The sequence below is a fragment of the Microbacterium terricola genome (assembly GCF_027943945.1).
Classification (GTDB): domain Bacteria; phylum Actinomycetota; class Actinomycetes; order Actinomycetales; family Microbacteriaceae; genus Microbacterium; species Microbacterium terricola.
In genome coordinates, this window is record NZ_AP027141.1 from 1,041,109 (window position 1) to 1,054,239 (window position 13,131).

Here is a 13,131-nt window from a genome sequence, read left to right on the forward strand (position 1 = left end):
TCGGTTCATATAGATGATCTTAAAGATCATTAGTCAATTTCATGTGGACCTTCGGGTCCACGTCGATTCTGATAAAACTCATGTGATTTCAAGTCTTTAAGAGCAAACGGTGGATGCCTTGGCATCTGGAGCCGAAGAAGGACGTAGCAATCTGCGATAAGCCTCGGGGAGTGGATAAGCACACTTTGATCCGAGGGTCTCCGAATGGGGAAACCCCGCTGGGCGGCGTGCCGACCCAGTGACTCCCGCCTGAATATATAGGGCGGGTAGAGGGAACGTGGGGAAGTGAAACATCTCAGTACCCACAGGAAGAGAAAGCAACCGCGATTCCGTTAGTAGTGGCGAGCGAAACCGGAACAGGCTAAACCGAGTACGTGTGATATCCGGCAGGAGTTGCGTATTCGGGGTTGTGGGACTTTTCATGCTGCTCTGCCGAGCAGCGAGCGTGATGTGGCGATATAGACGAACGGCATTGAAAGGCCGGTCATAGAGGGTGCCAACCCCGTAGTCGAAATGTCTCCCACAGCGCGAAGAGTATCCCAAGTAGCACGGGGCCCGAGAAATCCCGTGTGAATCCGTCAGGACCACCTGATAAGCCTAAATACTCCCAGATGACCGATAGCGGACAAGTACCGTGAGGGAAAGGTGAAAAGTACCCCGGGAGGGGAGTGAAATAGTACCTGAAACCGTTTGCTTACAAACCGTTGGAGCCTCCTTAGTAGGGGTGACAGCGTGCCTTTTGAAGAATGAGCCTGCGAGTTAGCGATACGTGGCGAGGTTAACCCGAGTGGGGTAGCCGTAGCGAAAGCGAGTCTGAATAGGGCGATTCAGTCGCGTGTCCTAGACCCGAAGCGAAGTGATCTATCCATGGCCAGGTTGAAGCGACGGTAAGACGTCGTGGAGGACCGAACCCACTTAGGTTGAAAACTGAGGGGATGAGCTGTGGATAGGGGTGAAAGGCCAATCAAACTTCGTGATAGCTGGTTCTCTCCGAAATGCATTTAGGTGCAGCGTTGCGTGTTTCTTGCCGGAGGTAGAGCTACTGGATGGCCGATGGGCCCTACAAGGTTACTGACGTCAGCCAAACTCCGAATGCCGGTAAGTGAGAGCGCAGCAGTGAGACTGTGGGGGATAAGCTTCATAGTCGAGAGGGAAACAACCCAGACCACCAACTAAGGTCCCTAAGCGCGTGCTAAGTGGGAAAGGATGTGGAGTTGCTTAGACAACCAGGAGGTTGGCTTAGAAGCAGCCACCCTTGAAAGAGTGCGTAATAGCTCACTGGTCAAGTGATTCCGCGCCGACAATGTAACGGGGCTCAAGCACGCCACCGAAGTTGTGGCATTGACATTATTGGTAGGCCTTCGTGGTCCAGCCGTGTTGATGGGTAGGAGAGCGTCGTGTGGCCAGCGAAGCGGCGGTGTGAACCAGCCGTGGAGGCTACACGAGTGAGAATGCAGGCATGAGTAGCGAATGACGTGTGAGAAACACGTCCTCCGAAAGACCAAGGGTTCCAGGGTCAAGCTAATCTTCCCTGGGTAAGTCGGGACCTAAGGCGAGGCCGACAGGCGTAGTCGATGGACAACGGGTTGATATTCCCGTACCGGCGAAGAACCGCCCAAGCTAATCCAGTAGTGCTAAGTGTCTGAATCCCACTGACGGATCCCTTCGGGGTGAAGCGTTGGGCCTAGCGCACGACCCCATTCTGGTGCGGTTAGCGTATTAACAGGTGTGACGCAGGAAGGTAGCCCAACCCGGGCGATGGTTGTCCCGGGGCAAGTGCGTAGGCCGAGAGATAGGCAAATCCGTCTCTCACATAGGCTGAGACACGATGCGGATAAAAAGTGGGTGATCCTATGCTGCCAAGAAAAGCATCGACGCGAGGTTCAAGCCGCCCGTACCCCAAACCGACTCAGGTGGTCAGGTAGAGAATACCAAGGAGATCGAGAGAATCGTGGTTAAGGAACTCGGCAAAATGCCCCCGTAACTTCGGGAGAAGGGGGGCCTTCGACGTATTAGGACTTGCTCCGAAAGCGTTTGGAGGCCGCAGAGACTAGTGGGTAGCGACTGTTTACTAAAAACACAGGTCCGTGCCAAGTCGCAAGACGATGTATACGGACTGACGCCTGCCCGGTGCTGGAAGGTTAAGAGGACCGGTTAGCCGCAAGGCGAAGCTGAGAATTTAAGCCCCAGTAAACGGCGGTGGTAACTATAACCATCCTAAGGTAGCGAAATTCCTTGTCGGGTAAGTTCCGACCTGCACGAATGGCGTAACGACTTCCCAACTGTCTCAACCGCGAACTCGGCGAAATTGCATTACGAGTAAAGATGCTCGTTACGCGCAGCAGGACGGAAAGACCCCGTGACCTTTACTATAGTTTGGTATTGGTGTTCGGTGTGGCTTGTGTAGGATAGGTGGGAGACTTTGAAGCATGGACGCCAGTTCATGTGGAGTCATTGTTGAAATACCACTCTGGTCACTCTGGATATCTAACTTAGAACCGTAATCCGGTTCAGGGACAGTGCCTGATGGGTAGTTTAACTGGGGCGGTTGCCTCCCAAAAAGTAACGGAGGCGCCCAAAGGTTCCCTCAACCTGGTTGGCAATCAGGTGGCGAGTGTAAGTGCACAAGGGAGCTTGACTGTGAGACTGACAGGTCGAGCAGGGACGAAAGTCGGGACTAGTGATCCGGCAGTGGCTTGTGGAAGCGCTGTCGCTCAACGGATAAAAGGTACCTCGGGGATAACAGGCTGATCTTGCCCAAGAGTCCATATCGACGGCATGGTTTGGCACCTCGATGTCGGCTCGTCGCATCCTGGGGCTGGAGTAGGTCCCAAGGGTTGGGCTGTTCGCCCATTAAAGCGGTACGCGAGCTGGGTTTAGAACGTCGTGAGACAGTTCGGTCCCTATCCGCTGCGCGCGTAGGAAGTTTGAGAGGATCTGACCCTAGTACGAGAGGACCGGGTTGGACGAACCTCTGGTGTGTCAGTTGTTCCGCCAGGAGCACCGCTGATTAGCTACGTTCGGGATGGATAACCGCTGAAAGCATCTAAGCGGGAAGCCGGCCTCAAGATGAGACTTCCATGCCTTCGGGCGAGAGGCTCCCAGCCAGACTACTGGGTTGATAGGCGAGATGTGGAAGCGTGGTAACACGTGCAGCTGACTCGTACTAATAAGCCGATGACTTGATAACACACCGTTTTTGGTGCTTGCGTCCACTGAGTGGTTCTCGATGTACGGTCGAGAACCGCATAACGATCATTCGTTGTGCAGACTGAAACATCAATAGTGTTTCGGCGGCCATAGCGTGAGGGAAACGCCCGGTTACATTCCGAACCCGGAAGCTAAGCCTCACAGCGCCGATGGTACTGCAGGGGGGACCCTGTGGGAGAGTAGGACACCGCCGGACTTCTTTCGAGAAATGGCCACCCAGAGCTGGGTGGCCATTTCGCGTTAACGCGCAGAATTTGCGGGAGGATCGAGACCATGTCGGATGATGAACGACCCCAGCGGGCTTCGGGTCCCCGACGTGACGGCGATCGCAAGCCGCCGGCTGCGCGCGACGGCCAGAAGAAGCCGTACGTGAAGCGCGACGGCGACAAGCCGTACGCGAAGCGCGACGGCGACCGTAAGCCGTACGCTCCTCGCGACGGGGAGCGGAAACCGTACGTGAAACGCGACGGCGACCGTAAGCCGTACGCTCCTCGCGACGGGGAGCGTAAGCCGTATGTGAAGCGTGACGGCGACAAGCCGTACGCGAAGCGCGACGGCGACCGTAAGCCGTACGCTCCTCGCGATGGCGAGCGCAAGCCGTACGTGAAGCGTGACGGCGACCGTCCGTACGCTCCTCGCGATGGCGAACGGAAGCCGTACGTGAAGCGTGACGGCGACCGTCCGTACGCTCCTCGCGATGGGGAGCGGAAGCCGTATGTGAAGCGTGACGGTGACAAGCCGTACGCGAAGCGCGACGGCGACCGTAAGCCGTACGCTCCCCGCGACGGAGACCGTAAGCCGTACCAGAAGCGTGACGGCGACCGATCGTACGCGCCGCGTGACGGAGAGCGTCGCTCCTACCCGACTCGCGGAGGTGCCGATCGGCCGGCCCGTGATCCTCGTGAGATCGACACTCGTTCGGTGCGGCCTCGTCACGACGAGCCCGAGGTTCCGGAGGAGATCACTCCTCAGGACCTGCACTCGAGTGCGCGGAACGAGCTGAAGACGCTCAGCAAGGAGAACGCCGACTGGGTCGCGCGTCACCTCGCGATGGCGGCGCAGCTCATCGACGAAGACCCCGAGCGCGCGCACGCGCATGCGATCGCCGCAACGCGTCGCGCCGGCCGGATCGCCATCGTCCGCGAGACCGCGGCGATCACGGCATACGGCATCGGCGACTACGCGCTGGCGCTGCGCGAGCTGCGCACGTACCGCCGGATCTCCGGCCGCGATGACCAGATCGCGCTCATGGTCGACAGCGAGCGCGGTGTCGGTCGCGCGGATCGCGCTCTCGAGGTGGGCCGCGCCGTCGATCGCGCATCCCTGCCCACGAGTGTGCGGGTGGAGCTGGCGATCGCGATGTCCGGGGCCCGTCTCGACCTCGGCGAGACCGAGAGGGCTCTGCTCGAGCTCGACATCCCGGAACTCGACCCGAACAACGCCTTCGAGTGGAGTCCGGCACTGTTCGCCGCACGCGCTGCGGTGCTGGAAGAACTCGGTCGAGCGGATGAGGCGGCCGAGTGGAACCGGCGTGCGCTGGTCGCCGCCGATGCCCTTGACGCCGCGGCGGGCCTGGCTGACACCGAGGTCGTCTTCGTGGAGTCGATCGAGGACGAGTTCGACGATTCCGACGTCGACGATTCCGCGCACGACGCCTCCGAAGAGGCTGATGCCGCGGTCGAGGCTGACCCGTCGGACGAGGACGTCGCACCCGCTGATGTCGTACCCGGTGATGACACAGCTGCTGACGACGCGTCCGGCGATGACGACGCGGAGGCGCCCGTCGAGGACGAGCGCTGATGGCGTGGTTCTCGCGGCCTGCCGGGGCGACGCCGTTGGACGGCGTCGACGTGGTCCTGGCCGACCTGGACGGTGTCGTCTACGCGGGAGCCGGCGCGCTGCCGCACGCCGTCGAGAGCTTGAATCTCGCCCGTGAGGGGCGCCGGCTCGGCTACATTACGAACAATGCCTCGCGCACCGACATCTCCGTCGCCGCGCACCTCAGCGACCTCGGTCTGCCGACCCGCGCAGACGAGGTCGTGACCAGTCCACAGGCGGCGATGCGCCTGCTGACCGCACGCATCGCGCCCGGCTCGACCGTGCTGGTCGTCGGGGGAGACGGCCTCGTCACCGAGGTGGAGAAGGCCGGCTTCGCTGTCACGCGCAGCGCCGACGACAACCCGGCAGCCGTGGTGCAGGGCTTCGCGCCCGAGGTCGGCTGGACGCATCTGGCAGAGGCCGCGTTCGCGCTGAAGGTCCCGGAGGAGGAGGGCGGCATCCCCTGGATCGCCACGAACACCGACTGGACCATCCCGCAGGCGCGGGGCATGGCGCCGGGCAACGGCACGCTCGTCTCCGCTGTGCACACGGCCATCGGGCGACTGGCGACCGTCGCCGGCAAGCCGGAGGTGCCGATCTTCGATGAGGCCGTCGCCCGGTTCGGGGCACAGCATCCGCTCTTCCTCGGTGACCGGCTCGACACCGACATCCTCGGCGCCAACCGCGCAGGTATCCCCTCGGCACTGGTGATCACCGGGGTCGACCGGCCCAAGCACCTGCTCGCCGCGCCCGCGGATTCTCAGCCGACGTTCCTGCTGTCCGATCTGCGCGAACTGCACGAGCCCTATCCGGTCGCGAAGGTCCGCGACGGCGTGGTTGCGGTCGGCGAGGCGCGCGTGCGTATCGAGGGTGCCGACGTGCGGATCCTCTCCGCCGGCGACCGGCCGATCGACCTGCTGCGTGCGGGCACGAGGGCGATCTGGGACACCGGCCGTGCGATCTTCGGGTTCCGGGTGCCCGAGCAGCTCTACGCCGACCCGTTCCATCGCCCGTAGCCGCACGTCGCGCCGCGTCCGCGCGACGCCCGTCGTATCCTGGGCAGATGGAGCGCACCCTCGACCCCGCCGACGAGCAGAACGACCTGGTCTCGACGCTCGAGGTGATCGAGGCGCAGCCGCTCGCGTCCCGGGCACAGGGCTATGAGAGCCTCCACGACGCGCTCGCCCGGCGGCTCGAGTCCGCGCCGACGACCACCGCGCGTCCGTGACCGCACGCCTCGACGCGGCGCTGGCCGCCAGGGGGCTGGCCCGCTCGCGCACGCACGCCCAGAGCCTGATCACCGAGGGGCTCGTGACAGTCGACGGCCGCCCGGTCGTCAAGCCCTCCGCACAGGTCGGCGACGACGTGCTGCTCGAGGTCGCCGTCGCCGATCACTACGTCAGCCGCGCCGCGCACAAGCTGATCGCCGGGCTCGACGCGTTCGGTGTGGATGTCCGCGGGCGCCTCGCTCTCGACATGGGCGCATCGACGGGCGGGTTCACCCAGGTGCTGCGCGAGCGCGGTGCCGACCCCGTGATCGCGGTCGACGTGGGGCACGGGCAGCTCGCCGCCCCGATCGCGATCGACGGCGGCGTGATCCCCATCGAGGGGTTCAACGTCCGCTACATGACGCCCGAGAGCCTCGCGTCAGCCAGCGGCGTGACCGCGCGGCCCGACGTGATCACCGGCGACCTGTCGTTCATATCCCTCACGCATGTGCTGCCCGCAGCCCGGGCCGTCGCCGCGGACACCGCCGATCTCGTCCTGCTCGTGAAGCCGCAGTTCGAGGTGGGCCGCACGGCCGTGAAGGGCGGGCTCGTCACCGATGCCGGCCTCCGTGCCGATGCGCTCGCCACGGTCCTGTGGGCGGGGTGGGACAACGGACTCGGCACGCTCGGCGTGATCGCCTCGCCGATCGCGGGCACCCACGGCAACGCCGAGTTCGTCGTGCACCTCGCGCCGGGCCGCGGTGAGAATCCGACAGAATGGTTGGAGACCGTGAACCGACTGGCGGGGAGCCGATGAGCGACGACGAGCGCAGCATCCTGGTCGTCGTGCACGCCCAGCGCGACGACACCGTGCACGCTGCCGCGCGCGTGATCACTGCGCTGCGCGAAGCAGGCGCCCGGCCCGTCCTGCCGCTCGAGGACAGGGCGATCCTGGCGGCCGCCGTCGACGGCTTCCGCGACGTGGCGACGCTCGGCGACGACGTCGCCGTCGAGGACATCGAGTTGGCCATCGTGCTCGGCGGTGACGGGACGATACTGCGCGCGGCGGAGCTCGTACGCGAAGGCACGGCTCCCGTCCTCGGCATCAACATGGGTCACGTCGGCTTCCTGGCGGAGATCGAGCGCGACGACATGGATGACGCGGTGCACCGCGTCATCGCCCGCGACTACGAGGTCGAGGAGCGCCTCGCCCTGCAGGTGCGGGTGAAGGACTCCGAGGATGCGGTCATCTTCGAGACCTGGGCGCTCAACGAGGCGACCGTCGAGAAGGCCAGCCGCGAGCGGATGCTCGAGGTCGTCATCGAGGTGGACGGACGCCCGCTGTCGTCGTTCGGGTGCGACGGCGTCGTCGTCTCGACCCCGACCGGCTCGACCGCCTACAACTTCTCCGCAGGCGGGCCGGTGATCTGGCCGACGGTGCAGGCGATGTCGGTGGTGCCGCTGTCGGCGCACGCCCTCTTCGCCAAGCCGCTCGTCGTCGGCCCGGAGCACGCCGTCGCGATCGAGGTGCTCGAGCGCACGAACGGCGTCGGCATCCTCTGGTGCGACGGACGCCGATCGCACGAGCTGCCCCCTGGCGCCCGCGTCGTCATGCGGCGCTCCGAGCGGCCCGTGCGGCTCGCGCGGCTGCACCCTGCCGCGTTCACCGACCGGATCGTGCGCAAGTTCCGCCTTCCCGTCGAAGGATGGCGGGGCCCGACGGCGTCGAACGGCGCCCCGACCACCGGTACCGTCGCGACCACCGGGGCGGCCGAGTGATCGAGCAGATGAGCCTGCGTGATCTCGGCGTCATCGCCGAAGCCACGCTCCCCATCGGACCCGGATTCACCGCGATCACCGGTGAGACCGGCGCGGGCAAGACGATGGTCGTCACCGGCCTCGGGATGCTGCTCGGCCAGCGCGCCGACTCGGGCGTGGTGCGCTCGGGCGCCGCGCAGGCCTCCGTCGAGGGCGTCTGGATCGTGCCGGAGACCGGACCCGTTACTGAGCGCGTCCGCGAAGCGGGTGGCGACGTGGAGTCCATCGGCGACGGACGCGCGGAGCTCATCGTCGGCCGGACGGTCTCGAGCGAGGGTCGCGGCCGCGCGTCCGTCGGAGGTCGCGCCGCACCGGCCGGGGTGCTCGCCGATCTCGCCGACCACCTCGTCGTCGTGCACGGGCAGTCCGACCAGCTCCGGCTGCGTTCTGCCGTCGCACAGCGCGACGCCCTCGACAGGTTCGGGGGAGCACCGGTGGCGGACGCGCTGGCCGCGTATCGCGACGAGTACGAGCGGTTCAGGGCCCTTGACGTCGAGCTCAGCTCACTCACGTCCGACCGCGATGACCGCGCCCGTGAGGCAGCCGACCTGCGCGCGGCCATCGACGGGATCGAGCAGGTGGCGCCGCAGCAGGGCGAGGACGCGGAGCTGACCCAGCGCGCCGAGCGCCTGGCCAACGCCGAGCAGCTGCGGGAGGCCGCGGCATCCGCTCATCAGGCGCTGTCCAGCGACGACGGCGCCCCCGACGTGCAGGCGCTGCTCGCCGACGCGCGCCGCGTGCTCGAGCGTGCGGGCGATCCCCGCCTGGAGGGCCTCGGCGCGCAGATCGCCGAACTCGGCTACCGGGCAGCGGATCTCGCCGGTGAACTGGCCGGATACCTCGCGGATCTCGATGAGACCGGGCCGCACGAACTCGCCGCCGTCGAGGAGCGCCGTGCCGTCCTGGGCGGCCTCATCCGCGAGCACGGGAGCATCGACGCCGCGATCGCGCTGCTCGAGACCGGGTCGGCGCGCCTCGTCGAACTCGACGACGACGGCGACCGGATCGAGCGGCTGACCGCATCGCGGGATGCTGCTGCCGCTGCCCTCGACGACGCGGCGGCCGCGCTCACCGCCGCCCGCTCGCCCGCCGCCGAGCGGCTCGGGGCCGCGGTCACCGCCGAACTGCGCGCGCTCGCGATGCCGGACGCGACGCTGAGCGTCGCGGTCGCCGAGGGAACGCCCTCCGCCGCCGGTCGGGACGACGTCGCGCTCCTCCTCGCTCCGCACCCCGGTGCGCAGCCGCGGTCGGTCTCGAAGGGCGCGTCCGGGGGAGAGCTCAGCCGGGTCATGCTCGCGATCGAGGTCGTGATCGCCGCAGTGGATCCGGTTCCGACGTTCGTCTTCGACGAGGTCGACGCCGGTATCGGCGGTGCTGCGGCCATCGAGGTGGGCAGGCGCCTGGCGCGGCTCGCGGAGAACTCCCAGGTCATCGCCGTCACCCACCTGGCTCAGGTCGCCGCCTTCGCGGGGCGACACCTGACCGTCGTCAAGGCCAGCGACGGCTCGGTCACCGCATCCGATGTGCGCCGCCTCGACGGCCCGGACCGCGAGGCCGAGATCGCGCGGCTGCTCTCGGGCACCCCCGATTCAGAGGCCGCGCTCACCCACGCCCGCGAGCTGCTCGCCACCGGCGCCGCGGCGTCCGGGTGAGTCGTCAGCTTCCTGCCGATTCCGACTGATAGGATCAAAGCCCGTGATGCAGACTTCAGAATCAGCCGCGGAAACGACGAACGACACCACCAGGCACATCTTCGTGACCGGAGGTGTCGTTTCCTCTTTGGGCAAGGGCCTGACGGCGGCAAGCCTCGGCAATCTGCTCACGGCGCGCGGCCTCCGCGTCGTCATGCAGAAGCTGGACCCGTACCTCAACGTCGACCCCGGCACCATGAACCCGTTCCAGCACGGCGAGGTGTTCGTGACCGATGACGGGGCCGAGACCGACCTCGACATCGGGCACTATGAGCGCTTCCTCGACGTCGAGCTCAACCAGGCCGCGAACGTCACGACGGGTCAGATCTACTCGCAGGTGATCGCCCGCGAGCGCCGCGGCGAGTACCTCGGCGACACCGTGCAGGTCATCCCGCACATCACGGATGAGATCAAGCGCCGGATGCGCCTGCAGGCCACCGAGGACCCGCGCCCCGACGTCATCATCACCGAGGTGGGCGGCACCGTCGGCGACATCGAGTCGCAGCCGTTCATCGAGTCGGCTCGCCAGATCCGCCACGAGCTCGGGCGCGGCAACGTGTTCTTCGTGCACGTGTCGCTCGTGCCCTATATGGGCGCCTCCGCCGAGCAGAAGACCAAGCCGACCCAGCACTCGGTCGCCGCGCTGCGGTCGATCGGCATCCAGCCGGACGCCCTCGTGCTGCGCAGCGACCGTCCCGTCACCGAGTCGAACAAGCGCAAGATCGCGCTCATGTGCGACGTCGACGAGGACGCGGTCGTCAACGCCACCGACGCGGCCAGCATCTATGACATCCCCTCGATGCTCCACGATCAGGGCCTCGACGAGTACATCGTCCGCTCGCTGGGGCTGACCAAGGCCGCCGAGGTCGACTGGTCGCGCTGGGAGAAGGTGCTCGGCGCGGTGCACAACCCCAAGCACGAGGTCACCATCGGCCTGGTCGGCAAGTACATCGACCTGCCCGACGCCTATCTGTCGGTGACCGAGGCGCTCAAGGCCGGCGGCTTCGCGCAGGAGACCCAGGTCAGCATCCGCTGGATCCCGTCCGACACCTGCGAGACGCCGGAGGGCGCCGAGAAGGCGCTGGCCGACCTCGACGGCATCGTCGTGCCCGGCGGCTTCGGCATCCGCGGCATCGAGGGCAAGCTCGGCGCGCTGCGCTTCGCCCGTGAGCAGGGCATCCCCACGCTCGGCATCTGCCTGGGCCTGCAGTGCATGGTGATCGAGTACGCCCGCCACGTCGCGGGCATCGACGGCGCCTCGTCGAGCGAGTTCGACCCCGGCACGCAGCACCCCGTCATCGCGACGATGGCCGAGCAGGTCGACATCATCGATCACGGCGACATGGGCGGCACGATGCGTCTCGGCCTGTACACGGCCGACCTGGCCGAGGGCTCGGTGGCCGCTGAGGTGTACGGCGCGTCGCAGTCGCAGGAGCGTCACCGCCACCGCTACGAGGTCAACAACGCGTATCGCGAGCAGCTGGCCGCCGCAGGCCTGATCTTCTCCGGGCTGTCGCCCGACCGCAACCTCGTCGAGTACGTCGAGCTGCCGCGCGACGTGCACCCGTACTACATCGCCACACAGGCCCACCCGGAGCTGCGCTCGCGGCCGACGCAGGCGCACCCGCTGTTCCGCGGACTCATCGGCGCGGCGCTCGAGCGTCACAGCGCGAGCGAGCTCTTCGACGTCGAAAATGGCTGACCTGCTGAGCGACGACCCGTCCGAGGGGACGGTCACGCGCAGCGTGACCGTCTACCGCGGCCGCGTGTGGAACATCCGCCGCGACGAGGTCGACTACAACGGCGAGACGATCGTCCGCGAGTACATGGACCACACCGGTGCGGTGGCGATCCTCGCGCTGGACGACGAGGATCGGATGCTGCTGATCAAGCAGTACCGGCACCCCGTGCGCATGCGCGACTGGGAGATCCCTGCCGGGCTCCTCGACGTCGCCGGTGAGGATCCGCTCGCCTCGGCGCAGCGCGAGCTCGCCGAGGAGGCCGACCTCGTCGCCGATCGCTGGGATGTGCTGGGCGAGTTCTACACCACCCCCGGTGGCAGCGACGAGGCCATCCGCATCTACCTCGCGCGCGGGCTCCGCTCGGCGGACGAGACCTTCGCCCGCACGGCGGAGGAGGCCGACATCGAGGTGCGCTGGGCGCCCCTCGATGAGGTCGTCGACGCGATCCTCGATCGCCGGCTGCAGAACCCCTCGCTCGTCGTGGGCGCGCTCGCCGCGCACACGTCACGTGCGCGCGGGTGGGCAACGCTCGCTCCCGCCGACAGCGCCTGGCCCCGCCGCTCCCGAGCGCTGCACGACTAGGCTCTCCGCATGCAGCCGGCTCGTGCGATCGACGCCTACCTGCGGCACATCACGATCGAGCGCGGGCTCTCCGAGCACACCATCGGCGCCTACCGGCACGATCTGGGCGGGTACGCGCACTGGCTGCGGGAGCAGGGCATCACCGACACGGATGCGGTGACCCCTGCCGTCGTGGCGGCGTTCGCCGCCGCCCGGGCGTCGGCCGAGCCGGCGCCGGCAGCATCCAGCCTCGCCCGCCTGCAGTCGTCCGTGCGCGGGCTGCACCGCTTCCTCGCGCGCGAGGGGATCAGCGCGGACGACCCCACCGGGCGACTGCGCCCGCCGAAGGCGCCGCGTCCGCTGCCGAAGGCCCTGACGATCGAGCAGGTGGAGCAGCTGCTCGATGCTGCCGGCCCGGCCGAGGCGGAGGGTGATCTCACCGGACTTCGCGATCGCGCGCTCCTGGAGCTGCTGTACGCGACGGGCGCGCGTGTCTCCGAGGCGGTGCAGCTGGACGTCGACGACGTGTCGCACGGCGATGTGCTCAGGGTGCGCGGCAAGGGCTCCAAGGAGCGGATCGTGCCGGTCGGCTCGTTCGCGCGGGCAGCGCTGGACGCCTACCTCACGCGGGCCCGGCCCGAGCTGTCTCGGCGGGGCAGGGCGACGCCGCGACTCTTCCTCGGCGCACGCGGGGCGCCGCTGTCGCGCCAGAGCGCGTGGCTCGTGATCCAGCGGGCGTCCGAACGCGCGCAGCTCACCGCGCACGTGTCGCCGCACACCCTGCGACACTCGTTCGCGACGCACCTGCTGCAGGGCGGCGCGGACGTGCGCGTCGTGCAGGAGCTGCTCGGGCACGCGTCGGTGGCGACCACCCAGATCTACACCCACGTGTCGGTCGACGCGCTCCGCGACGTGTATGCGACCTCGCACCCTCGGGCGCGCTGATCGCCGATCTCGATGCGCCCGCTCCGCGGGCACTCGACCCGGCGCATCTCGGTGCGGCGATGCGCCGTGGGCGGGGCCCGGTCGGTGACTAGAATCGGTGAACGACATGGGAAAGCAAGGAGTGCCGGTGGCGGTCAG

9 protein-coding genes and 2 rRNA genes are annotated in these 13,131 nt (G+C 66.9%); all 11 read left to right on the forward strand.

What is annotated here, in order from left to right; all coding sequences use genetic code 11:
* Positions 1-86 precede the first annotated feature (86 nt).
* A 23S ribosomal RNA gene (locus Microterr_RS04815) occupies positions 87-3,190 on the forward strand.
* 99 nt (positions 3,191-3,289) lie between these two features.
* Positions 3,290-3,406, forward strand: a 5S ribosomal RNA gene (rrf, locus tag Microterr_RS04820).
* Between the two features lie 77 nt (positions 3,407-3,483).
* On the forward strand, positions 3,484-5,010 hold the full coding sequence (locus Microterr_RS04825; protein WP_263795835.1) for a primosomal protein: 1,527 nt from the start codon (positions 3,484-3,486) through the stop codon (positions 5,008-5,010).
* Positions 5,010-6,044, forward strand: coding sequence for an HAD-IIA family hydrolase (locus Microterr_RS04830; RefSeq protein WP_263795834.1), 1,035 nt, complete (start codon positions 5,010-5,012; stop codon positions 6,042-6,044). Before Microterr_RS04825 ends, Microterr_RS04830 begins: the two co-directional genes overlap by 1 nt.
* Before the next feature lie 47 nt (positions 6,045-6,091).
* Positions 6,092-6,256 (forward strand): hypothetical protein, encoded by a 165-nt coding sequence (locus Microterr_RS04835; protein ID WP_263795833.1) that lies wholly within the window; start codon positions 6,092-6,094, stop codon positions 6,254-6,256.
* The gene (locus Microterr_RS04840) at positions 6,253-7,053 is read left to right on the forward strand and encodes a TlyA family RNA methyltransferase (RefSeq protein WP_263795832.1); all 801 of its coding nucleotides are present in this window, start codon (positions 6,253-6,255) and stop codon (positions 7,051-7,053) included. The genes Microterr_RS04835 and Microterr_RS04840 overlap by 4 nt, the downstream gene beginning before the upstream one ends.
* Positions 7,050-8,015: an NAD kinase gene (locus Microterr_RS04845; RefSeq protein WP_263795831.1), complete on the forward strand. Its 966-nt coding sequence runs from the start codon at positions 7,050-7,052 to the stop codon at positions 8,013-8,015. The genes Microterr_RS04840 and Microterr_RS04845 overlap by 4 nt, the downstream gene beginning before the upstream one ends.
* A complete protein-coding gene (recN, locus tag Microterr_RS04850) occupies positions 8,012-9,706 on the forward strand; it encodes a DNA repair protein RecN (protein WP_263798828.1) in 1,695 nt (564 codons plus the stop codon). The genes Microterr_RS04845 and recN overlap by 4 nt, the downstream gene beginning before the upstream one ends.
* Before the next feature lie 46 nt (positions 9,707-9,752).
* Positions 9,753-11,447, forward strand: a complete 1,695-nt coding sequence (gene pyrG, locus Microterr_RS04855; protein ID WP_263798827.1) for a CTP synthase — start codon at positions 9,753-9,755, stop codon at positions 11,445-11,447.
* The gene (locus tag Microterr_RS04860) at positions 11,440-12,069 is read left to right on the forward strand and encodes an NUDIX domain-containing protein (protein ID WP_263795829.1); all 630 of its coding nucleotides are present in this window, start codon (positions 11,440-11,442) and stop codon (positions 12,067-12,069) included. Before pyrG ends, Microterr_RS04860 begins: the two co-directional genes overlap by 8 nt.
* Positions 12,070-12,078: 9 nt before the next feature.
* Positions 12,079-12,993, forward strand: a complete 915-nt coding sequence (xerD, locus tag Microterr_RS04865; protein WP_263795828.1) for a site-specific tyrosine recombinase XerD — start codon at positions 12,079-12,081, stop codon at positions 12,991-12,993.
* The last annotated feature ends 138 nt before the right edge of the window (positions 12,994-13,131 follow it).